At 70.8% G+C, this 21,463-nt stretch carries 28 protein-coding genes; 18 read left to right on the top strand and 10 right to left on the bottom strand.

Features of this window, described 5'->3' with window-relative positions:
• Positions 1-168 precede the first annotated feature (168 nt).
• Entirely contained in the window at positions 169-1,428 is a 1,260-nt protein-coding gene (locus AC0VYL_RS16915; RefSeq protein ID WP_475480789.1) for a tetratricopeptide repeat protein, read from the top strand.
• Between the two features lie 52 nt (positions 1,429-1,480).
• On the opposite strand, the gene AC0VYL_RS16910 is transcribed toward AC0VYL_RS16915, so the two are convergent.
• From AC0VYL_RS16910 to AC0VYL_RS16895, 4 genes are all read right to left on the bottom strand, one after another.
• On the bottom strand, positions 1,481-1,669 hold the full coding sequence (locus tag AC0VYL_RS16910) for a DUF5999 family protein (protein WP_017544800.1): 189 nt from the start codon (positions 1,667-1,669) through the stop codon (positions 1,481-1,483).
• A 218-nt stretch (positions 1,670-1,887) separates the two neighbouring features.
• Entirely contained in the window at positions 1,888-3,318 is a 1,431-nt protein-coding gene (locus AC0VYL_RS16905; protein WP_475453932.1) for a threonine/serine exporter family protein, read from the bottom strand.
• Between the two features lie 217 nt (positions 3,319-3,535).
• Positions 3,536-4,303: a response regulator gene (locus AC0VYL_RS16900; protein ID WP_475453930.1), complete on the bottom strand. Its 768-nt coding sequence runs from the start codon at positions 4,301-4,303 to the stop codon at positions 3,536-3,538.
• 117 nt (positions 4,304-4,420) lie between these two features.
• Positions 4,421-5,224 (bottom strand): RecB family exonuclease, encoded by an 804-nt coding sequence (locus AC0VYL_RS16895; protein ID WP_475480788.1) that lies wholly within the window; start codon positions 5,222-5,224, stop codon positions 4,421-4,423.
• A 120-nt stretch (positions 5,225-5,344) separates the two neighbouring features.
• On the opposite strand from AC0VYL_RS16895, the gene AC0VYL_RS16890 reads away from it, so the two are divergent.
• Positions 5,345-6,511 carry a site-2 protease family protein gene (locus tag AC0VYL_RS16890; protein ID WP_475480787.1) on the top strand — a complete coding sequence of 389 codons (1,167 nt, stop codon included), beginning with the start codon at positions 5,345-5,347 and terminating at the stop codon, positions 6,509-6,511.
• 57 nt (positions 6,512-6,568) lie between these two features.
• Here the strand turns inward: AC0VYL_RS16890 and AC0VYL_RS16885 are convergent, their stop codons facing one another.
• Together AC0VYL_RS16885 and AC0VYL_RS16880 are read right to left on the bottom strand one after the other, a co-directional pair.
• Positions 6,569-7,042 carry a hypothetical protein gene (locus AC0VYL_RS16885; protein ID WP_475480786.1) on the bottom strand — a complete coding sequence of 158 codons (474 nt, stop codon included), beginning with the start codon at positions 7,040-7,042 and terminating at the stop codon, positions 6,569-6,571.
• A gap of 32 nt (positions 7,043-7,074) precedes the next feature.
• Positions 7,075-8,430 carry a helix-turn-helix domain-containing protein gene (locus AC0VYL_RS16880; protein WP_475483528.1) on the bottom strand — a complete coding sequence of 452 codons (1,356 nt, stop codon included), beginning with the start codon at positions 8,428-8,430 and terminating at the stop codon, positions 7,075-7,077.
• Between the two features lie 226 nt (positions 8,431-8,656).
• Between AC0VYL_RS16880 and AC0VYL_RS16875 the strand changes: the two genes are divergently transcribed.
• Complete coding sequence (locus AC0VYL_RS16875) at positions 8,657-9,067, top strand: hypothetical protein (RefSeq protein WP_475453921.1); 411 nt, start codon at positions 8,657-8,659, stop codon at positions 9,065-9,067.
• Positions 9,068-9,348: 281 nt separating this feature from the next.
• Here AC0VYL_RS16875 and ppgK read toward each other — a convergent pair whose 3' ends face one another.
• The gene (ppgK, locus tag AC0VYL_RS16870) at positions 9,349-10,104 is read right to left on the bottom strand and encodes a polyphosphate--glucose phosphotransferase (RefSeq protein WP_475453919.1); all 756 of its coding nucleotides are present in this window, start codon (positions 10,102-10,104) and stop codon (positions 9,349-9,351) included.
• A gap of 197 nt (positions 10,105-10,301) precedes the next feature.
• Between ppgK and AC0VYL_RS16865 the strand changes: the two genes are divergently transcribed.
• On the top strand, positions 10,302-11,264 hold the full coding sequence (locus tag AC0VYL_RS16865; protein ID WP_475480785.1) for a tRNA (adenine-N1)-methyltransferase: 963 nt from the start codon (positions 10,302-10,304) through the stop codon (positions 11,262-11,264).
• Between the two features lie 299 nt (positions 11,265-11,563).
• Complete coding sequence (gene arc / locus AC0VYL_RS16860) at positions 11,564-13,333, top strand: proteasome ATPase (protein ID WP_475453915.1); 1,770 nt, start codon at positions 11,564-11,566, stop codon at positions 13,331-13,333.
• 222 nt (positions 13,334-13,555) lie between these two features.
• Here the strand turns inward: arc and AC0VYL_RS16855 are convergent, their stop codons facing one another.
• Both AC0VYL_RS16855 and AC0VYL_RS16850 read right to left on the bottom strand, forming a co-directional pair.
• On the bottom strand, positions 13,556-13,840 hold the full coding sequence (locus AC0VYL_RS16855; RefSeq protein WP_475480784.1) for a hypothetical protein: 285 nt from the start codon (positions 13,838-13,840) through the stop codon (positions 13,556-13,558).
• 209 nt (positions 13,841-14,049) lie between these two features.
• Positions 14,050-14,775: a helix-turn-helix domain-containing protein gene (locus AC0VYL_RS16850; protein ID WP_475480783.1), complete on the bottom strand. Its 726-nt coding sequence runs from the start codon at positions 14,773-14,775 to the stop codon at positions 14,050-14,052.
• 186 nt (positions 14,776-14,961) lie between these two features.
• On the opposite strand from AC0VYL_RS16850, the gene AC0VYL_RS16845 reads away from it, so the two are divergent.
• The 9 genes from AC0VYL_RS16845 (at position 14,962) to AC0VYL_RS16805 (ending at position 18,515) form a co-directional block, all read left to right on the top strand.
• Positions 14,962-15,249, top strand: coding sequence for a hypothetical protein (locus AC0VYL_RS16845; protein WP_475480782.1), 288 nt, complete (start codon positions 14,962-14,964; stop codon positions 15,247-15,249).
• On the top strand, positions 15,239-15,403 hold the full coding sequence (locus AC0VYL_RS16840) for a hypothetical protein (RefSeq protein ID WP_475480781.1): 165 nt from the start codon (positions 15,239-15,241) through the stop codon (positions 15,401-15,403). The genes AC0VYL_RS16845 and AC0VYL_RS16840 overlap by 11 nt, the downstream gene beginning before the upstream one ends.
• Positions 15,393-15,641: a hypothetical protein gene (locus AC0VYL_RS16835; RefSeq protein WP_475480780.1), complete on the top strand. Its 249-nt coding sequence runs from the start codon at positions 15,393-15,395 to the stop codon at positions 15,639-15,641. Before AC0VYL_RS16840 ends, AC0VYL_RS16835 begins: the two co-directional genes overlap by 11 nt.
• Before the next feature lie 10 nt (positions 15,642-15,651).
• The gene (locus tag AC0VYL_RS16830) at positions 15,652-15,933 is read left to right on the top strand and encodes a hypothetical protein (protein ID WP_475480779.1); all 282 of its coding nucleotides are present in this window, start codon (positions 15,652-15,654) and stop codon (positions 15,931-15,933) included.
• Positions 15,934-15,970: 37 nt separating this feature from the next.
• On the top strand, positions 15,971-16,789 hold the full coding sequence (locus tag AC0VYL_RS16825; protein WP_475480778.1) for a hypothetical protein: 819 nt from the start codon (positions 15,971-15,973) through the stop codon (positions 16,787-16,789).
• Positions 16,790-16,864: 75 nt separating this feature from the next.
• Complete coding sequence (locus AC0VYL_RS16820; protein ID WP_475480777.1) at positions 16,865-17,215, top strand: hypothetical protein; 351 nt, start codon at positions 16,865-16,867, stop codon at positions 17,213-17,215.
• A 150-nt stretch (positions 17,216-17,365) separates the two neighbouring features.
• The gene (locus tag AC0VYL_RS16815) at positions 17,366-17,716 is read left to right on the top strand and encodes a hypothetical protein (protein WP_475480776.1); all 351 of its coding nucleotides are present in this window, start codon (positions 17,366-17,368) and stop codon (positions 17,714-17,716) included.
• A gap of 38 nt (positions 17,717-17,754) precedes the next feature.
• Positions 17,755-18,204 (top strand): hypothetical protein, encoded by a 450-nt coding sequence (locus AC0VYL_RS16810; protein ID WP_475480775.1) that lies wholly within the window; start codon positions 17,755-17,757, stop codon positions 18,202-18,204.
• On the top strand, positions 18,201-18,515 hold the full coding sequence (locus AC0VYL_RS16805) for a hypothetical protein (protein ID WP_475480774.1): 315 nt from the start codon (positions 18,201-18,203) through the stop codon (positions 18,513-18,515). The genes AC0VYL_RS16810 and AC0VYL_RS16805 overlap by 4 nt, the downstream gene beginning before the upstream one ends.
• A 2-nt stretch (positions 18,516-18,517) precedes the next feature.
• Here the strand turns inward: AC0VYL_RS16805 and AC0VYL_RS16800 are convergent, their stop codons facing one another.
• A complete protein-coding gene (locus tag AC0VYL_RS16800) occupies positions 18,518-18,742 on the bottom strand; it encodes a hypothetical protein (RefSeq protein ID WP_475480773.1) in 225 nt (74 codons plus the stop codon).
• A gap of 144 nt (positions 18,743-18,886) precedes the next feature.
• Between AC0VYL_RS16800 and AC0VYL_RS16795 the strand changes: the two genes are divergently transcribed.
• The 4 genes from AC0VYL_RS16795 to AC0VYL_RS16780 all read left to right on the top strand — a co-directional run bounded on the left by AC0VYL_RS16795 (position 18,887) and on the right by AC0VYL_RS16780 (position 21,429).
• Entirely contained in the window at positions 18,887-19,924 is a 1,038-nt protein-coding gene (locus tag AC0VYL_RS16795; protein ID WP_475480772.1) for a hypothetical protein, read from the top strand.
• 87 nt (positions 19,925-20,011) lie between these two features.
• Complete coding sequence (locus AC0VYL_RS16790) at positions 20,012-20,599, top strand: hypothetical protein (RefSeq protein WP_475480771.1); 588 nt, start codon at positions 20,012-20,014, stop codon at positions 20,597-20,599.
• Positions 20,600-20,673: 74 nt separating this feature from the next.
• On the top strand, positions 20,674-21,135 hold the full coding sequence (locus tag AC0VYL_RS16785) for a hypothetical protein (RefSeq protein ID WP_475480770.1): 462 nt from the start codon (positions 20,674-20,676) through the stop codon (positions 21,133-21,135).
• Between the two features lie 54 nt (positions 21,136-21,189).
• Positions 21,190-21,429 (top strand): hypothetical protein, encoded by a 240-nt coding sequence (locus AC0VYL_RS16780; RefSeq protein WP_475480769.1) that lies wholly within the window; start codon positions 21,190-21,192, stop codon positions 21,427-21,429.
• Positions 21,430-21,463 lie beyond the last annotated feature (34 nt).

The following is a 21,463-nucleotide window of genomic DNA, read 5'->3' as shown; positions in this document are numbered from 1 at the left end:
CGGCGGAGCCGCAGACCGTGCCGACACCCGACCCACGGGCCCGCGACGGCCGGGGGAGGGCGCGTTAGAGTTTGCACAGCCGCGGAACCGCCGATGCCGGACGCGGCCACGCCTGCGGCCCGCGCTCCCCGTCGCGCGGGCCCGACACCCCCATGGAAAGCGGAACGAATGACCACGACGTCCGGACCTCCCGCACGCTCTGGCCCCGCCGACCCCTCAGACCCCGGACCCCGGGCCACGGACCCCGACGACGCCGAGGACGCCTCCGCGCCGACGCCGGAGGGCGCCCCGGACCTGTGTGACCAGGCCCAGGACCTCGCCGAGAACGGGCACCTCAAGCGGGCCGCCAAGCTGTACCAGCGGGCCGTCGCGGCCAATCCCCCGCCCCGCGTGCAGGCGAGGGCCCTGCTCGGCCTGGCCGTGGTGCAGGACCAGCGCGGCGACCCGGCCGCCTCCCGGAAGGCGGCGCGCCGCGCCCTCTCCACCGGCGACACCCGGTACGCCCCGCGCGCCGCCTACCATCTGGCGCTCTCCCTGGAGCAGGAGGGCGCGCACGGCGAGGCCGTCCGGATCTGGCACCGCCTGCTCGATCTCGGCGGCCCCGCGTACGCCGCCGTGGCCCACTACGGACTGGCACGCGAGGCGGAGCTGCGCGGCGAGGAGGACGAGGCCGAGGAACACTGGGAGACGGCTCTGGAGCTGCCGCCCGGAGACGCCGCGATCAGCCGCCTGCACGCCGCCACCGTGGTGGAGGCCGCGCGCGACCTGGCCGGTCGGCTCCTGGAACGGGGGCGGCCGGACGCCGCCGCCGTCGCGGTCGAACGCGGTCTGAGCGTGGGCGACGACCCCGGGCTGCGGATGCTGCGCGCCGCCACGTACCTGGAGAGGGCGATCGCGGACGTGGGCTCCGTGGTGGACACCGGACCGCCCGACGGGGACGCGGGTCCCCGCCCGGAACCGCGCACCTCCGGCGCCGCGGTGGAGCTGCTCGCCGGGCTGCTCTCCCTCAAGGGGGAGTCGGACGCGGCCGAACAGGTCTGGCGGGCCGGCCTGGACAGCCGTGACCGGAACACCGCCGACGCCGTACGGGGACGTCTGCGGAGCCCCTTCGCCCACCCGCCGCAGGACGGCGGGGAACAGCCCGAGCCGTGGTGGGAGGTCTACCTGGAGGAGGCCGTGGCCACCTCCAGCGCTCCCGCGCTGGCGGGGGAGCTGTTCGCGGTCGTCACACAGATGCACGCACTGCTGGCCGTCCCGGTCGTCGAGGGCGAGTCCCGGCCGGCGGCCCTGCGCGCGGCCATGGAGACGGCTCTGCGCACGCCGAGTGAACTGGTGTGGGGGAGCTCCGTGCACGCCGACTTCAGACGTCGGCTCAGCGCGGCGATGGGTGAGGACGTCCTGCCGGAGCAGTGGCCGGACGGAGGCTGAGCGAGGGGCCAGGGACCGGCCCTGGGGACGGCGCTTTCGGGAGCGCTCGGGGTCAGGCGGCGACCCGGGGACGGTGCGGGGCCACGACCGCGCCGTCGGGGAGGAGCTCACCGGTGTCGTCGAAGAGGACGACGCCGTTGCAGAGCAGGCTCCATCCCTGTTCCGGGTGGCTGGAGACGACCCGGGCGGCCTCGCGGTCGGTGTCCTCGAAGGAAGGGCAGGCGGGTGAATGGCTGCACATGTCAGAGCCTTTCGTCGGGGTGCTCCTCGTTGAGCTGAGGCCAACATTAGTGGCTGACATCACATGATGTTGTCGGTTTAGGTCGACAACGTTCGTCGGCGTGTCTTGTTGACCTTCGCCAAGTGAGACACGCCACACGCCTGACGGGTTCTGTCCGAGGGCTCCTTTTTCCCGTCCGGGTCGGCCGCACCGGCCGCCGAGGGCCGGTGCGGCCCCGCTCAGTAACCGCCTCTGGTGCGGCGCGCCGCGGGACGGCCGCGCATCCCCGCCCCCGCCAGACCGCCGCGCTGGAACGCCCGCACCAGCTCACCGCCGAGGTTGACCCCGGCGCCCAGCGCCAGCGCCACCATGACCGCCTCAGCGATGCTCAGCAGCCCCGAGACGGCCGTTCCCTGCGTGATCTCGATCAGACCCCGGTACAGGATGCTTCCGGGCAGCAGCGGCGCGATGGAGGGGATCAGGTAGGGCAGCACCGGCCGCTGCGTGCGCCGGGCCAGCCAGTGCCCGACCACGCCCACCGCCATCGCGCCCACGATCGTCCCGACCACCGGCGGCACCTCCAGGAGCAGGCGCAGACCCGCGTAGATCAGCCAGATCATCACGCCCAGGGCGCCGATCGTGGGCAGCATGCGCGGGGGCACCGCCAGGGAGATCGCGAAGGCCATGGCGATCCCGGCCGCGCCGATCAGGACCGGCGCGTCCATGGCGGTCCCCGCCGAGGGCAGGTTCTCCAGGTCCAGGTCGATGCCCAGACGGGTGGCGGTGTAGGCCACCGAGACCACACCCGCCACGATCGCGCCCAGGATGAAGAAGGTCTCCAGCAGCCGCGCGGCCGCCGACACGTAACTGCCGCTGATCCCGTCCTGGAGGCTGGAGACCAGCGGACGGCCCGGCAGCAGGGCCATGATGTTACCGGTGATGATCGCGCCCGCCTGGAGGCCCAGATCCAGCTCGGTGCTCACCCACAGCAGACCCACGCCGATGGAGGAGGCCACCACGGCCGCCGCCGACATCTGGTAGAACTCCGCGACCCCCCGGTTGGCCAGGAACACCGAGGTGCGGTCGCCCAGCACCGTGGCGAGGAAGGCGACGGTGGCCACGATCAGGCCACCACCCACCATCAGGCTCGCGCTGGAGGCGATCAGGCCGAAGCCCACCGCGATCAGCCAGTTGGGGTAGGGCATCCGGGCCCGGCGGATCTGCTCCAGGCGGGCGCTGGCGTCCTCCAGCTCCAGCAGCCCGAGCGCCGCCTGCTGGACCAGTGTGTGCAACTCGTTGACGCGAAAGTAGTCGAGGGTTCGGCGACGCACCACCCGTTCCCCGGTGACCGGGTGGCTGTCGCCGCCGGGGTGGGTGGACAGGGAGATCGTGGTGAAGGTGACCGACACCTCCGAGCGGGGCAGGTCGAAGGCGACCGACAGGCTCAGCATGGCCTCGCTGACCGCCTCGGTGCCCTCCCCGCTGGCCAGCATCAGTTCGCCCACACGCAGGACGAGGTTGATCACCCGGGCGTCAGGGAGGCTGACGTCCTCGCCGTCCTCCAGGCTGTCCGGGGTCAGCTCGCGTTCGTGCTCGGCGCGCCAGTCGCGCATCCGGCTGAGCATGAACTCCTCGCTCGGCGGCCCCGAGCGATCCCGCTTGCTTGGCATGGCTGTACTCCGTTTCCTCCCCGTCGCCCGCACCCCAGATGATCTGCGTACTGCCTCGGCAACCCCAAGGGGGACGCCGCGCCCGTGCGCGCGGTTCGCCCTCCGGCCGCGGCGGCGGCGGTGAGTTCGGTCACCGGATCATCCTGTCAAGGGGCGTGCTTCGTCATGGTGGGCGACGCGCCGGGTCTCGGGCGCTCGCGGGGCTCGGTGACGGTGTTCAGGACGGAGGACCCGGGGCACGCGGGTCGCGTGCCCCGTCCTGTTCCGTGTGCTGTCCGGGGCGGACCAGGCCGCTCTCGTACGCGTGCACGACGGCCTGCACGCGGTCGCGCAGGCCGAGCTTGGTGAGGATGCTTCCGACATGGGACTTGACGGTGGTCTCCCCGACCACCAGGTGCGCGGCGATCTCCCCGTTGGACCACCCCCGCGCGATGAGTCGGAACACCTCGCGTTCGCGGGCGGTGAGGGAGTCCCGCTCGGGTTCGGGTTCGGGCTCGTGGCTCGGCAGGAGGGGCGCGAAGCGGTCCAGGAGGCGGTGCAGGACGGTGGGGGAGACCACGGAGGCGCCCCGGGCGACCACCTCGACCGCCGAGACGAGTTCGGCGGGAGGCGCGTCCTTGAGGAGGAAACCGGAGGCGCCCGCGCGCAGCACCCCGACGACGTACTCGTCGAGGTCGAACGTGGTCAGGGCGAGGACGTGCACCCGGTGGCCGAGCGGGCGGGCCCACTCGACGATCCGCCGGGTGGCCTCGATGCCGTCCACGCCGGGCATGCGGACGTCCATGAGGACGACGTCGGGGAGCAGGCTCCGGGCCGAGCGCACGGCCTCGCGGCCGTCCGAGGCCTCACCGACGACGGACAGGTGGGGGGACGACTCCAGGATCATGCGGAAGCCAGCGCGGACGAGGGGTTGGTCGTCGGCGAGCAGGACGGAGACGGATACGGAGTCGGACACGGCCCGATTCTCCCCCAAGTCGGCGGTCATCGGGGCCGTAAACGCCGTGACCCACCCGTGATCTGGGTCGGAGTTGCGTCACACTACCCGTGTGCGGGAGACCTACACCACCGATCTACCCGCGTCCGGGGTCGTCGGCGGAGCGCCTCAGGCGGTCGGCAGCGGCGGCGGGGTGCCGCCGAACTCCGGGCACAGGGCCTGGTGCTCGCACCAGCCGCACAGCTTGCTGCGCCTGGGCTCCCAGGTCCCCGCGCGCCCGGCCGCCTCGATCCGCGCCCAGATGTCACCGATCTCCGCCTCCGCCGCCAGGAGCTCCTCCTCCGTGGGGTCGTACCAGCGCACCGAACCGTCGCCCAGGTAGACGAGCTGGAGACGGGCGGGAACCACGCCCAGGTCGCGCCAGATCATCACCGCGTAGAAGAAGATCTGGAACTTGGCCTTGTCCTCGAACCGGGGGTGCGGCGACTTGCCGGTCTTGTAGTCGACCACGCGCATCCGCCCGTTGGGAGCCACGTCGAGCCGGTCCACGTAGCCGCGCAACCTCAGGCCGGTGGGGAGCGCGACCTCCAGGCGCATCTCACGCTCGCGCGGCTCCAGGCGCTCGGGGTCCTCCAGGTCGAAGTAGCGCCTGACCAGGGCCCGGGCCGAGTCCAACCAGTCGGCGAGCCCCTCCTCGCCGGGGAAGAGGTGCTCCGCGACCTCGGGTTTGCCGTCCCGGATCCGGGCCCACTGCGGCTCGACCAGGCTCTCCGCCGTGCGCGGCGTGCGGGCGTCGGCGGGCAGCTCGTACAGGCGCTCCAGACAGGCGTGCACCAGGGTGCCCCGCAGGGCGGCGGCGCTGGGCGCCTCGGGGAGGCGGTCGATGGTACGGAACCGGAACAGCAGCGGGCACTGGAGGAAGTCCGAGGCCCGGGAGGGCGAGAGGGCGGTCGGAAGCGGCGCGGTGGTCATACACCGAGCCTATGAGAGGAGCGCACCCGCCGGGAGCGGGCGGAGCCACCGTGAACCGACCGGGAGGGCTCAGCTCCCACCTGCCGGGGACCCCGGCGGAACAGGGCCTAGTGTGGAGCCGTGAGCAGAGGCAGTGACCAGTCCCGACCCCGTCCCGACGACACTGAACGGAAGAAGCCCGGGTTACTGCTGGGCCGCCCCTTCGGGGTCCCGGTCTACGTCACCTCGTCGTGGTGGATCGTCGCCGTCCTGATCACCCTCGTCTACGGAGGGATCGTCCAGGCGCGCCTGGCCCTGGGCCCCTCCGCCTACCTGCTGGCCTTCGTCTTCGCGGTCCTGCTCTACGCCTCGGTGCTCGTGCACGAACTGGCGCACTCGCTCGTGGCCCGCTGGTACGGACTGCCGGTGCGCCGCATCGTCCTCTACGTGCTGGGCGGGGTCTCGGAGATCGACCGGGAGGCGCCCACACCGGGCCGTGAGTTCTGGATCGCCTTCTCCGGACCGCTGCTGTCACTCGTGCTGGCGGCGGTCGCGTTCGTGCTCGCGCTCTTCACGGACCCCTTCAGCGTCCCCGGGGAGCTGCTCTTCCAGCTGTGGATCGCCAACCTCCTCGTGGGCGTGTTCAACCTGCTGCCGGGGCTTCCGCTGGACGGCGGTCGCCTGCTGCGCGCCGGGGTGTGGAAGATGACGGGCCGCCCCCACACGGGCAGCGTCGTGGCCGCCTGGGGCGGCCGGGTCCTCGCCCTCGTCGTCGTGGCGCTGCCGTTCCTGTTCGCGTGGAGCGCGGGGAGCACCCCGGGACCGTGGGCGATCGTGTGGGGCCTGGTCCTGGCCGGTTTCATGTGGATGGGGGCCACGGAGGCGCTCAACAACGCGCGCGTCCGGGCCCGGGTGCCGGGGTTGAGGGCACGCGCGCTGACCCGCCGCGCCGTGGCCGTCCCGGCCGACCTCCCGTTGGCCCAGGCCGACGTCCGCGCCCGGGAGGCCGGTGCGGAGGCGGTCGTGGTCACCGACAGCGCCGGAACGCCGATGTCCGTGGTGCATCCGGCGGCGGCCGAGGCGATCACCGACGCGCGCCGGGCCTGGGTCCCGGTGTCGGACGTGGCGCGGGCGCTGACGGAGCACTCGACCGTCTCCGCCGACCTGGAGGGCGAGGAGCTGTTGACGGAGCTCACCCGGCAGCCGCTGCCCGAGTACCTGGTCCTGGAGGCCGACGGCTCGATCCTGGGAGTGCTGCGGGCCTCGGACGTCAACGCCGTGATCACCGGACGGGCCGGAGGCCGTTAGCCGGGAGCGTCGAGTGGCGGGCCCGGGCGCCACCGCGGGCGCGGACCCGGCACGGGTTCAGCGGCGGGCACCCTCGGGCCACAGGACCGTGACGGGGCGGTCCACCCGGTGCGCGTAGGCCACCACGTCGGCGGTACCGCCGGGGCCCCGGGCGGGTTCCCCGTCCCAGACCGCGACCAGCTGGTCGCACCGCTCGACGAGGAGGCGTCCCGCCGCCATGTGGGCGCGGGGGTCGGACTCTTCGTGCGGCAGCGCGTGGACCAGGACGGCCTGTCCCAGGAGGCGGTCGTACACCGGGTGGTGCTCGTCCGGGAGCGCCTCCCGGTAACCGGTCGCGGGGACGATGGCCTCCAGCGGGGCACCGGTGGCCACCACGGCCTCGGCGAAGACGACGTCGGCGCCGTCCGCGAGACAGGACAGGCCCACCATCTCGCATCCGTACGGTTCCAGGTGAGCCCTGACCAGACCGGCGACGGCGCCGCTCACGTCAGGGGTCAGGTTGCGGTGTCCGGTGATCCCGATGCGAATCACATGACCTCCCTGCTGCTCGGCTCCCCGACTTTCTACCCACTCAGGGGGATACCGGTAACCAGTGAGGAAAGCCTGTCGTCGAGGTCCTCGACGCAGTGCGCGCGGGGGCCCTGGTAGCGCCTGCGGAAGGAACGGACCCGGCCCACCACGCGCTCGGAGTCGAAGCGCACGCCGGTGGTCAGGGCCTCCTGGGCGAGCCGGAAGGCCTCGTCCACGTCACCGGCCTCCGCGTGGGCGGAGGCCAGCTCCACCTTGAGCAGCGCCGACTGCTTGACGTTGCGCGGGGCCGGGGCGACGGCCTCCGCGAAGGCGGCCCGGGCGTCGTGCGGGCTGCGCAGCCGGACCCCCACCAGGGCGCGGTATCCGGCGACCTTGGCCTGGTCGAAGGCGAACACCCACGGCCAGGGCGGCTGGGCGTTGTCCGGGCTGTCCACCTCGCGCTCGGCGCGCCGGATGGAGCGGGCGGCGGAGACGCGGTCGCCCAGTCCGGCGTGGGCGAGCGCGCCGATACAGGCGAGCCAGGCGCGCGCGGTGGGGTGGGCGGCGGGGCCGAGCACGTGCTCGGCTTCCTGGACCAGCCCGAGGCCCAGTTCGGGGTCCTCCGCGACGTCGATCTCGAAGGCGGCCAGGGAGCCGAGCATGTAGACGTCCAGGAGGCGCATCCCGGCCTGGCGCGCCCGGACCACGGCGGTCCGGTAGTGCATGCGCGCTGACCCCATGTCCCCGAGGTCGGCGCTGAGCCACGCGGCGAAGCCGGAGGCCTCGCTCGCGGCCGCGCTGAGCTCCGTGTGGAAGGTGGTCCCGCGCGCGTTCCCGAGCATCTGTTCGGCCAGGTGCACGTGCGCGACGGCCCCGGGCAGCAGGTGGCGCGCCGGGGAGGTGGCGTCCATGCGGCGCTGGCCGCCGGTGATGGAGCGCAGCGCGGGGGCGGTGGTCTCGTTGATGCCGTGGTATCCCTCGTACCCGTCCGCGGGGCGCACGCCCGCGAGGGCGGAGGGGCCGGTGGTGACGCTCCGCCCGGGGTCCCGGCGTCTGGAGGGGTTGCGACCCGCACCGGCGGGCTCCTCACGCGCGCCCCGGCCCAGCCCCCGCGTTCCCACGTCGTCCGGTTCCCGCGTGCCGTCCAGCACGCCGGACCCCCGCTCCGCGCCCGGGCCCTCCGTACTCCCCGCGCCGCCGAACCGCAGCAGGTGGAGCGGGATGCCCAACCGCCGGGCGAGGTCGTGGACCTGGCTGACGGTGAGGGACTGCTGCCCGTTGACGACCCGGGAGACCCAGCTCTGTGAATAGGTCAGCGCCTGGGCCAGCTCCCCCTGGGACCACCCGCGGGCCGAGCGCACGCCCTCGATGACCGTCGGCATGTCGCAGGTGGCCAGGGCTGCGGCCATCCGCGGGCGGGTCCACAGGTCCTGGGGCAGTTCACCGTCTCGTTGGGGCATGCAGCTTAGGTTAGGGATTCCGTGAGCGCTTGGTGGCTATGTGTGAAAAAGAAAGTGTGATGCGTGATCCGCATACGGGTGCCCGTCCCTGCTCAGGGTGGTGCAGAGTTGGTGTGGTCGTTGGTCCGGCGTACGACGTGTCGCGCCGGGCCCGTGAGGAAGGCAGGGAGGCCGCGTGACCGTTGAGACACCACCGGCGGGGAGTCCGAGCCTGGCCGGGAGTGGACGCGAGCATCGTGGCACCCCGCCCATGGGCGTGTTCGGCGCCCAGGCCCCCGCCGAGGCCGTGTGCCGGGTGGACCTGGCCACTCTCGCTCTGCGGGGCATGGCCGCCGAGCTCCGTGCGCGCGGGGTCGAGGCGCGTGAGGACGGGGTGTCCGGCGTGGTGGACGCCGGCCCGGCCGCCCGCCCGCAGCGTGCCCTCCTGCGCCCCCACCGGGGCGACCTCTGGTGGTGGATGCGCTGGCCCCGCCAGGACGGACTCCCCTCGGGGCTGCACGGGGTCCCGCTCACCCCGGTCGACCGCACCTCCGACGCGGCACGCAGGATCGTCGGCGCCCTGACCACCTCGGCGGAGGGCGGCTGACGGACGCGTCCGGGTGCGGCCGCGGCCTCGTCCGGACCCCAGAGCGGGCTGTGCGCGCGCACGGTCCCGGGTGTCGGAACGGTGTCTGGGGTGTGCCCGCGCCCCAGTCTCCCTCTGCGCGGGCCCCAGACCCGTTCGGCACCCGAAGCGGTACCGCCCCCGCCGGTCACTCCTTCTGACCGGTGGTCCCGACGAGGGTCGCGGTGTCCACCCCCGAGGGGCCCCGGCCCTGCCCCGGGACCGGGGCCCCTCACCCCCCGACGGTCCGCCGCGGAGGACCCCTAGACCTCCGCGGCGGACAGGGCCGCGCCGACGATCCCGGCCGTGTTGCGCAGCTCGGCGGGCACGATCGGCGTGCGGATGTGCAGGTGGTGGAGGAACTTGTCGGCCTTGCGGCTCACTCCGCCGCCGACCACGATCAGGTCCGGCCACACCAGGTCCTCGATGGTGCGGTAGTAGCGCTGGAGCCGGTGCCTGGCCCAGTCGTGGTAGGAGAGACCCTCGCGTTCCTTGGCGCCCGAGGAGGCGCGCGACTCGGCGTCGTGGCCGTCGATCTCCAGGTGGCCGAACTCGGTGTTGGGGACCAGTCGGCCGTCCACGACCAGTGCGGTGCCGATCCCCGTGCCCAGGGTGGTGAGCAGGACGGTGCCGTCCACGTTCCGGGCCGCGCCGTAGCGGTTCTCCGCCAGGGCGGCGGCGTCGGCGTCGTTGAGCACCCGCACCGGTCGGCCCGCGGCCTCGGAGAACAGGGCGCTGGCGTCGGTGTCCACCCAGCTCTTGTCCAGGTTCGCGGAGGTGCGCACGATCCCGCCCTGGACCACCCCGGGGAAGGTGACGCCCAGGGGGAGGCCCTCGGTCTCGGGGAAGTGCGCGGCGATCTCGGCCACGATCTCGGCGACGGCGGCCGGTTTCGCCGGGTCGGGGGTGTGGATCTTCAGGCGGTCCCGCAGGAACTCACCCGAGCCCAGGTCGACCGGTGCGCCCTTGATCCCGCTGCCACCGATGTCGATTCCCAGGCCCGTGGTCTGCTGTGACATGGGTCGTGTCTCCCGAGGTCCTCGTGTTCCGGATGGGCGTGGTGCTGGTCCACACGCCTGATACTGCCCAACGGGCGGGCCTTTCGCACGCCCGCCCGGTCCCGTCCGGCGGGCCCGACGGTTCGTCGCGGTGCCCGGAGGCCGATACGCTGGGCGACTGCCCTGACCAAACGCGACGTGGGAAGACGAGAGCGACGTTGACCGGTATCCATGGCCGCCGCGGCCCCTTCACCGACGGCGACACCGTGCAGTTGACCGACCCGAAGGGTCGCATGCACACCATCACACTGCGCGAGGGCGGGACCTTCCACTCGCACAAGGGCAAGGTCGAGCACGACGACCTCATCGGTGAGCCCGACGGCAGCGTGGTGCGCTCCAACACCGGCACGGCCTACGTGGCGCTGCGCCCCCTGCTCATCGACTACACGCTCTCCATGAAGCGCGGCGCGACCATCGTGTACCCCAAGGACGCGGCCCAGGTCATGGTCGAGGCCGACATCTTCCCGGGTGCCCGGGTGGTGGAGGCCGGCGCCGGTTCCGGCGCCATGTCCAACTGGCTGCTGCGCGCGGTCGGGGAGCAGGGCATGGTCCACTCCTACGAGCGCCGCGAGGACTTCGCGAAGATCGCCCGCAAGAACGTCGAGAACTTCTACGGGGGTCCGCACCCGGCCTGGAAGCTCACCGTGGGCGACCTGGTCGAGGAGCTCGACGAGACCGACGTGGACCGGGTCTTCCTCGACATGCTCGCCCCCTGGGAGTGCCTGGACGCGGTCGCCGGGGCGCTGATCCCCGGCGGGCTGGTGTGCTGCTACGTGGCCACGACCACCCAGCTCTCGCGCGTGGTGGAGGAGCTGCGCGGGGACGACCGCTTCTACGAGCCGCGCTCCTGGGAGACCATGCTGCGCACCTGGCACGTCGAGGGCCTGGCGGTGCGTCCGGACCACCGGATGATCGGCCACACGGGCTTCCTCGTGGTCGCGCGGCGACTGGCCGACGGTGTGGAGGCCCCCGAGCGCCGTCGCCGCCCGGCCAAGGGCGCCTACGGCAAGGACTACGAGGCCGCCAAGGCGGCGGCCGACGCCGGTGCGAAGGCGGCGGCTCCCGCGTCCGCCGCGACGGCCGACACCGAGCCCGCGAAGGTGACCGAGGGCGGCGAGTAGCACCCGCGCGCGCCCGACCGTGAAGGGGCCCTCCGGAGACGATCCGGACGGGCCCCTTCCGCGTGTTCGAGGGCGACCGGAAAGGGCCGCGCCCGGCGGCACGCGGGTGTCGCGCTGTCGGGAAGGTGCTTGCCCCAGCCCCGCCACGGAGGTTACTTTCTCATTACGTCGGGCCCTTCGCTACCACCGTGACCTGGTCTTACGCAAGATCCCATAATGAGGTGCACGACACTCGTGCGGGGTTACAGGTTAGGAAATGGGCATGGGTAGGTAGGTTCCCGAGTAGTTCCTACAGGGAGGTGGCGGACGTGGCCGAACGCGAGGACGAGCGTCAGGGCGATCGGGACCGTGAAGTCGCTGAGCTCACGGCCCAGGTGGCCTACATGGAGAAGGAACTCAGCGTGGTCCGGCGCAAACTCGCCGACTCACCCCGACATGTGCGTCTGCTCGAGGAGCGGCTGCGGGAGGCCCAGGCCAGCCTCGCGGGCGCCAACGGGCAGAACGAACGGCTCGTCTCCACGTTGAAGGAGGCGCGCGAACAGATCGTCGCGCTCAAGGAGGAGGTCGACCGGCTCTCTCAGCCGCCCTCGGGCTTCGGCGTCTACCTCGGCTCTCGCGAGGACGACACCGTCGAGATCTTCACCAACGGCCGCAAGATGCGGGTCAACGTCAGTCCCTCCGTGGACCTGGACCACCTGCGTCCGGGCCAGGAGGTCATGCTCAACGAGGCGTTCAACGTCGTCGAGGTGGAGTCGTTCGAGACCGTCGGCGAGGTCGTCATGCTCAAGGAGCTCCTTGAGGACGGCGAGCGCGCGCTGGTCATCTCGCACCACGACGACGAGAAGATCGTCCGCCTGGCGGAGCCGCTGCGGGACGAGCCGATCCGGCCGGGCGACTCCCTCCTGCTGGAGCCCCGTTCCGGGTACGTGTACGAGCGGATCCCCAAGTCGGAGGTGGAGGAGCTCATCCTCGAGGAGGTCCCCGACATCTCCTACACCGACATCGGCGGCCTGACCGGGCAGATCGAGATGATCCGCGACGCGGTCGAGCTGCCCTTCCTCCACAAGGACCTCTTCCGCGAGCACCAGCTCACCCCGCCCAAGGGCGTGCTGCTCTACGGCCCGCCCGGCTGCGGCAAGACGCTGATCGCCAAGGCGGTCGCCAACTCGCTGGCCAAGCGGGTCGCGGAGCGCACCGGCAAGGACGTCGGCAAGAGCTTCTTCCTCAACATCAAGGGCCCGGAACTGCTCAACAAGTACGTGGGTGAGACCGAGCGGCACATCCGCCTGGTCTTCCAGCGCGCTCGGGAGAAGGCCTCCGAGGGAACTCCCGTCATCGTGTTCTTCGACGAGATGGACTCGATCTTCCGCGTCCGCGGCTCCGGTGTCTCCTCCGACGTGGAGAACACGATCGTCCCGCAGATGCTCAGCGAGATCGACGGCGTGGAGGGGCTGGAGAACGTCATCGTGATCGGCGCCTCCAACCGTGAGGACATGATCGACCCGGCGATCCTGCGGCCGGGCCGCCTGGACGTCAAGATCAAGGTCGAGCGGCCCGACGCCGAGGGCGCGCGGGACATCTTCGGCAAGTACGTCACCGAGGACCTGCCGCTGCACGAGGACGACCTGGTCGAACACGGCGGGTCGGCCAGGGCGACGGTGGACGCCATGATCCAGCGGGTCGTGGAGCGGATGTACACCGAGGGCGAGGAGAACCGCTTCCTGGAGGTCACCTACGCCAACGGTGACAAGGAGGTCCTGTACTTCAAGGACTTCAACTCCGGCGCGATGATCGAGAACATCGTCTCGCGGGCCAAGAAGATGGCCATCAAGGACTTCATCGACCAGCAGTCCAAGGGCCTGCGCGTCTCCCACCTGCTCCAGGCCTGCGTCGACGAGTTCAGCGAGAACGAGGACCTGCCCAACACCACCAACCCGGACGACTGGGCGCGGATCTCGGGCAAGAAGGGCGAGCGCATCGTCTACATCCGGACTCTCGTGACCGGGAAGAAGGGGGCCGACTCCGGTCGGTCCATCGACACCGTCGCCAACACCGGCCAGTACCTGTAGGAACGCGCGTCCTTTGATGCGGAGAGGGGCCAACCAGAGTTCTGGTTGGCCCCTCTTAGTTCCGGCGGTTTCCGACGCGCGTGATGACATGGTGATGACAGTCCTGCGAGTTCGCTGGAGGGTCGTTGAACGGGAACCCTGGCTTGACTGGGTTTACGGAGCGTGATCGTCATGACGAAGGCCGGGCGGGGACGGCCGCCCGGCCTTCACGTCGATGTTCGCCTACACACAGGCGAGGATTCGGTCCTCAAGCTCGGTGGGGAGGCGCAGGCTCTCCGGGATGTCCTCGGCCCTGCACGGGGTGTTCGGGTCGAGGTGGTCCCACGGGTTCGCGTCCCAAGGGAAACCCCATGGGGTGACCCAGGCGCGGAGGACGTCCGCATCGAGTTCGCCCGTGAACAGGGCGGCCAGCTCGTGGTACCGGGCGCCTTCGCGGGCGACGATCACGGTCCACGGCAGTCCTTCGCTCAGTACGAGGTAGGGGGAGTGGAGCCGTGTGCTCGTCATGACACGCACTTGCGGGCCGGGGTCTCCCGGTTCTTCCATCACTGACTGTCACCGTCCCAGGGTCAGGTGTATGCGGGGGAGAGTCACCGTATCGGGTCCGACCTGGGATGGGTAGCCCCAATTTTGGGGTGTATCCGCCGGTTGGTTATCACGCACGGTGACTCGTCACATGTTAGGACGTGTGTCCAACAGTGTTGGTTTACATTGACTCAGGTTCTCTCCGACATCCGGCGAAGCTTCTCGGTGAGGTCCTGGCCTAGGCGAAGGTCCTCGACTGCCTGTTCGGGTGAGAGCGAGGACCGGGTGATGGAGAGGCCGTACCGTTCCCCGTCTCCCACCAGTGTGTAGTCCCTGCGCCCATCCGGGTGTTCCACCCAGGTGAGGGTTCCGTCCACGGTGGTCATCGACCCGACCATGCGGAGCTGCTGGTCCACGGACGGGACGGGGATCGGGACCGGGCCTTCGGTTTTGCCGTCGAGGATGGCCTGGTAGGTGCCGGGGTCCCATCCGAGGGTCGTCTCCAGGCGTTCGAGCGACCCTTCGCGGTGCCCCCCTTCTCCGCTTCGCAGGTTGTAGAAGGTGCGGCGGCTGAGTCCGGCCTTCGTTGCGAACGCGGTGACGCCGAGGCCGAGTTCGGCTAGTCCTGCGTCGATCTGGGCGGCGAGTTTGTCGGCGGGGGTGGTGGGTGTGTCCGTCTCTTCGGTGGAGGACGGATGCGGGGGCTCCGGGGTTGTGGCCCTGCGTAGTTTCCAGTAGGTGCCGCGGTCCCATCCGAGGGCGTCTTCGAGTTTTGAGACGTGTTCGGGGCGTGGGGTGGTGCGGGCGTAGCGGAGGTTGGTGCCGCTGCTTTCGCTGATGCCGACGATCTGCCAGAGGTGGGTCCAGGTCCAGCCTCTGGCTCGTCTGTCCTGGTCAATGGCGTCGTTTACGTTCATGGTGTCTCCAGGGTGGGGTGTGGTCAGCCTACCTTGGCTGCTCACAATTGGGGGAAATTTGGGGTTGCCTTGGGGGTTGAAACCCTCTATGGGGGCGCCGAAACCGTGACTTGTGAGACCCCAGACACATGCCGAAGCCCCGCGCCCGGATTCCCAAAATGCACACAATTGCGGTAAATTAGGGGCATGACCACACGGTTCCCCATCAGTGGCTCCGCCCTGCGCCGCACCCGTATCCAGCACGGCTACCCCTCTGCCCGCCTCCTCGGCAACGCCCTCGGCCTCAGCATCGGCCAGGTGTACGACCTGGAACACGACCGCACCAACATCTCCGCAGACACCTACCAGGACCTTCTGGACCTTTTCGGTCTCCCCGACGGGGCACTTAAGGTCTCCGAGATCGCCTGCCCCTACTGCGGTCACCCCGAAACGGAGGACCGAAAGTCCCTAGGAGTGGTGCCCGATGCCGCTTGATCCCGTCGCCCTGGAAGCCGCCCGCCGGGTGTGGGGAGACGGGCCCCCGCTCTCCGTCTCCGCCCTGGAAGCGATTCGACCCATCTGGCTCCCCGCCTACCGGGCCGCGTGCATCGAACCGGACCCGGTCGAGGAGCTGCCCGATGCCGCGTAGCCACCCACGACCCCCGGACGTGCGCGTCATCGACCCGAACTCCGTGCCCGTGATCGACAGCGTCCAGGCCGTCACCGGCGGGGATGCCCCGTACTGCCGCCGCTGCGGTGGCCCGGACACGATCGCTCCAACTGTGCTGGCAGGGCTGATCGACCACATCCCCGACCACGTCTGTGAGACCGACGTCCCCGTGGAGCCCCGCTTCATCGTCGGCGCCCTCGCTTCCCCCTTCCTCTAGGAGCCTCCCTGTGACCACCGCCGCCCTCACCGCACTAGCCGTCATCGTCCTCGGCATCGCCTACACCGCCCACCGCACCTACAAGCTTTTCCGCACCCTCATGTTCTCCACCCTGTCCGACCAGATCGCGCTCCACGCCCGGTTCCTACGCCGTCTGGAGAAGCGGGCCCGAGCGGAGGCCAACGCCGGGGACGTGTTCGCCGTGGTCGTCCTGGACGAGATCGCCACCCACCACGACGCCATCCGCGAGTCGAGTTCGGCAGCGGACAAGGCCCGCCAGGCCGCCAAGTAACCCAACCGCCACACCCTTCCCTGAATCGAGAACCCCCATGACTGCTCTGCCCACCGCCTCCGGCCCCTTCACCATCACCCCCGACACCGCCCGCGCGTGGCTCCGCGACCGCAACAAGGGCAACCGGAACCTGTCCCTGCCCGCTGCCCAGCAGTACGCCGACACCATGCGCGAGGGCCGCTGGAAGCTCACCCACCAGGGCATCGCGTTCGACAACGAAGGACTCATCCTCGACGGTCAGCACCGCCTCCTCGCGGTCACCCTGGCCGACGTCCCCACGACCATGTTCGTTTTCGTCGGCATGGACCGGGACACCTTCACCGTGCTCGATGTCGGCCGCCGCCGCCAGGCCGGACACCTCATCCAGTCCACCCCCTACGGGCTCCTCGCGGCTGCCGCGTGCAGGTTCCTCGGCGTTGTCGACGGCACGTTCCAGGACGGGAAGAGCAGCTACATCATCGGCAAGGGCGATAACGACGCTCTCCTGGGCGTGTTCAAGAACTGGGAGGACGAGCTGACCCAGTGGGCGAAGCAGGTCAACGAGACCCGCAGGACTTCGCGGGTGTTGCCCGCTCCGCACCTGGCGGTCCTCGCGCAGGCCTCCCGCACCCAGTACGCGGACCGGATCGACGGCTGGTTGGAGGGGCTGAGGACCGGGGCCGGGCTTGAGGCGACGGATTCGCGTCTGCACCTGCGGAACCGGTTCATCGCGGACCGTAAGGGGTTCCTGGGAACCACGGGTCGTGACCAGGCGTACCGGCTGACCGTGAAGGCGTGGAACGCGCACGCGGAGTCGAAGCCGATGCGTCTCCTGCGGACCAAGGACGGCGAGCAGGTCCCGACCGTCGTCCAGTAGAACCCCCGGGCCGGGCCCTTCGCGAGGGGTCCGGCCACCTTCTTCCCCTTCTCCCCGCTCCCGAAGGGCACCCCAGTGACAACCCCAGAGAACACCCGCCGTGTCCTCCACCTCGCAGACCTCTCCCGCGAACTCGACCAGGCCGTCACCGACCTCGGCCGGTACGAAGCCGTGGCCGTTGACGCCGAAGCGGACTACAAGCTCGCGCACGCGCACGCCTTCAAGGACGCCTCCGGTTCCGTGGATGCACGCAAGGCCGCCGCCACCGTGGAATGCGATGACCTGTTCCGCACGTGGGGCAAGGCCGCCGCCCTGGTCAACATGCAGAAGGCGCACATCCGCGCGTTGCACACCCGCATCGACGTCGGTCGCACGATCCAGGCGACCGCCCGTGCCGAGGTCAACCTCGCCGGGTTGGGCACATGAGCCCCCGCCAGCGGTACGAGGCCGCGGACTCCCTCCTCGCCGTGTACGAGCTTTGCGGCAACCCCCGCCTGTTGGCCCTCGCGGAGCATCACGTGGCGGTCGCTGAAACGCACCTGTCCACTTGCCCGAACGCTGCCTTGGAGGTGTCCGGTGTCTGACCGCGAACAGCTCGCTGACCGGATCGACCCCGTCAATGCGGGGATGGCTTCCACGCTGCGTGCGACCTCCGATGACTGGTGGTCGCGCGCCTCCCGCGCTGTGGACTACCTCGCGTCGACCGGCCGCCCGTTCACCGCCTACGACCTCGTCCAGGAGTGCGGGATCGAGGAGCCCGACCGGCCAGCGTCGCAGTGGGGGGCGTTGTTCTCCGCGAAGCGCGCCCAGGGCGTCATCGAGCACGCGGGGTTTGTTCGGTCGCCGCGCCCCACGGTGAAGGGGTCCGCGTGCTCCCAGTGGGTTGGTAGGGCCGCCCCCATCCAGTCAGAGGGGGTGGCTGCGTGAGCACGTGGGAGATCGCCTTGGAGCCAGGGTTGCCAATGATGAACAGCAACCACCGGCCGCACCGTATGGAGCGCGCCCGGCAGACCAAGCAGGTGCGCACCGCTGCCCAGTACGCCGCGCTCCGGTCCGGGATGCCCCGGTTGGAACGTGCGTGGGTGATCGCGTACATCCACCCTCCGAAGAACTACGCGCGCTGGGACCCCCCGAACTACTGGCCGATGGCGAAGGCGGCCGTCGATGGGGTGGTGGACGCCGGGCTTCTCGCGGACGACTCCCACCAGCACGTGTCCGGCCCCGACATGCGGCCCGCCCCGAAGGTCCCGAAGCTCGGTCAGTTGCGTCTGGTGTTCGCCGCGCCGTGGCGGTGCCGGTGCGGCCACGACGTCCTAGAGCACCTGCCCGGTACGTGCCTTCGGCCCGGGTGCGGGTGCGGCACGTACCGGGATGGCGACGACCAGGCGCAGCCGGTGTTGGGGGTTGCGGCGTGAGCCGGTACGGGGAGTGCGCGTGCTGCGGGCGCCTCGGTGAGCTGACCGGCCGAGGTCTGGTCCGCCCGTGCCACCGCCGCTTCCGGGAGGCCGGCGTCCTGGACGAGTGGCCGACCGAGTGGGAGCTGGTGGAGGAGGACGTGCGGATGGTGTTGGCCACGGGTGCATCCCACCGGGTGACCGCTGCCCGGTGTGGGACGACGCCGCGTCAGGTGCTGCGGATTCTGGCGCGGTGGCGGCTGGGTGTGGTGGACGGCGACGGGCCGGTACAGGGGTTGGCGCGGGCGGTACCCGAGGCGGCCGCGGCGTGAGGTCACTTCTTGTCGAGGACCTTCTCCCACAGGCGCAGGTTTTCGCGGTTGGTGCCGAGGGCGTCAGCGAGCTTCAGCTGTTCGACTTCTTGTTCGCGGGCGGCCCGGATGGCTCGCGCGCGGGCCAGCTTGGCCTCGTGGATGATCCGGGCGGCTTCCTTCTTGGCTTCGTCTACGCCTCGGTGGGCGTCGATGACCTGCTGGATCAAGGGGTTCTCCGTCGTCATGGGGGTGAGCTTACCGGGGTGGTGCGATTTCATCTTAGGCCAAAAGCGCTTTGGCCAAAAGGTTGCGTGCCAAAGTCACTTTGGCATAGGCTTGAGTCATCGGCCAGGGCGCACCGCCCCACCGAAACCCGAAAGGACACCCCCATGAACAAGCTCCCCGAGAAGGCCCTCAACGAGCTCGTCGCCGCCGTGAAGCGCGCCGCCCACCCCTACTCCTTCGCCACGGTCCCCACCCTGGCCCGCACCCTCCACGCCTCCACCCGGGAAGCCATCATCCGCCGCGACCTGGTCACCGCCACCGACACCGGGCAGTGGGCGCTGACCGACCAGGCCATCGAGATCGCTGAAAACGAGATGGAGCGCCGGGAGCACGACGCGAACGAGCAGCGGCACCAGGCGGACAAGGACAACAGGGCGCAGCAGGAGAAGGCTGTGGCCACGGACCGCCCCGAGACCCATGCCGACCGTGCCGCTGCACTCGTGCCCGGCCCGTTCGGGGTGTTCGAGGACGGCCTGTGCGTCGAGGACGTCGACACCCGGGACGAGGGTCAGGAACTCCTCGTCACCTACCGCGAGGGAAGCCAGTGCGACTACCAGCTGCGCCCTCTGTGCCTCGCCCACCCGGACGCCCAGCAGCCCCGTGGGGACTGCGACGACTGCGAAGAGGTGGAGGACGGTCCTCGGGGAGTGCTCACGGGCAGCGCCGTGAGCGAGATGTACAACCACCCCATCCCCGCCTCGGTCACCCCGGCGGTCGTCGGGTTCGAGACCCCGGCCGGAGTCGTGGACTTCAACGAGACCGGCCCCTACCTCGACGGCGTCGCCTACCCCGCCACGGCGGAGGGGTTCGCCCGGTTCGCTGACGACCTGGAGGCCCGCGCGGAGAACGTCGAGCTCGGCGCTTACGCGTCGCTGGTGGCTGAGTACATCGCCGCTTCGCGCACCTTCTCGAAGACGCACCGAATCGCCGCGAGCCTGGACGACGACGCTGCGGAGGCCCTGATGTCTGTGACCAACACCGGCCGCCTTCACGGCCAGCTGGACAGCCTCCGGGCCCTGGTCGCGAAGGAACTCGCGGAGGAGTACGAGGAGCACGGCCGCCCCGTGTTCTACCGGTCGCCGCTCGGGGTGGGCGTGAGCAGGGCTCGTGCCCAGCTGGACGCCGCCCGCGCGACCGCCTGAACCTGACACACAACGGCGGGGCCGGTCTCACCCTCAATGAGACCGGTCCCGCCACCCCTCAACCTACAACCCCGAGAGGACGCCCCCGTGTCCCGCTACACCGACTTCATCACCGCCCGCCTGGACGAGAACACCGACACCATCCCGACCGCCGCCGTCACCGCCCTCCGCTCCCTGACCGCCATGCACGACGGTGACCCGCACTGCTACGGGTGCGGCCGGGACGGATACGACGAGTGGGTGCGCGCGGAGGCGTGCGAGCAGGCCCACGAGATCGCCCAGATCTGGGCGGACCACCCCGACTACCCCGGGGCCCCCGCCCACCGGGTTCGGCTGCTCGACGCCGCCCCGGACGGCCGCCTGCACGACCTCGCCGTGAACCCCCTGATCGGCGCCGGGTTGGCCCGCCGCACCCCGGCCGGGGTGTACCTGACCCCACGCGGTCGGGAACTGCTTCCCACCGACCACAAGGCTGCTGGGCGGCTGTCCAGGATCGACTTCGACTGGGGCCGCGACCCCTACCCGCACCCCGCCACGGTGCCGACCGTGGCGCACGTCCGCGCCTACCCCGCCTACTACATCTGCGGCCCCGGCCGGGAGCTGGCGCAGAACACCCGCTGCCCGCACGACTACTTCCTTACGGACTCCTGCCCCGGCTGCGACAACGACGACTAACCCGACCAAACCCATGGGTGGGGTCGGCCTCCAGGGCCCACCCCACCCGCCCCCAACCCCCACAGGAGACCCAGATGTACGCACAGAACATGCAGGACGCACTCGTCCAAGCACTCGCCCTACACGACGCCGGACAACCCGCCCGCATCATCGCCATGTCCGGCCCCAAACAAACCATCCGCCACCGCGGCCTCGCCACACCAGACGAGGACGGCCACCTCGTCCTCACCCGCAGGGGGATCAACCGCGCACGGCAGATCAAGGCCGACCCCGAGTACCGGCCCGACACCCGCCCCGAGTTCACCCAGCACCTCGCCCAGCTGATCCGTGATCAGGTGTGCAACTGCAAGGCACAGCGGGTCCAAGACCGGGTGACGCTGCGCATGTACTCCGAGAACCAGGCCAACGCCCGCGCCTACCTCGACCGCGCCCGGTCCCTGATGGCGGACACCGTTGGAGTTGAGCTGACCGGCCGCGAACTCGTTCGCCCCTCGGGACGCCGGTTCGTAGCCGAACTGGACCTCACCCTCACCTGACCGACCGATGTCACGCGTGACCGTCCCACGTGACCCAGCCCCGAGGAGACCCCCGTGACCCCGATGGACCGACACCACATCGCCCAGCAGATGCACGACACCGCCCTGGCCGAACGCGCCGAGGCCGCCGCCGACCTCGCCCCCGACCCGAACACCACGGTCGAGTACCTGGAGTTGCTGCGCGCAGACCTCCACCGCCGGGTGGACGAGGTTATCGACAACGCGCAGCTCAGTCGCCCTTCCGCGACCCGGCCCGTGTTGCGGACCCGACGCCACCGCGAACTGTCCCCGTGACCGGCCCCTGTCACGCGTGACGTCACGCGTGACC

This window comes from Nocardiopsis sp. iso_238 (assembly GCF_056173325.1).
This window is presented reverse-complemented; position numbering and strand designations above follow the sequence as displayed.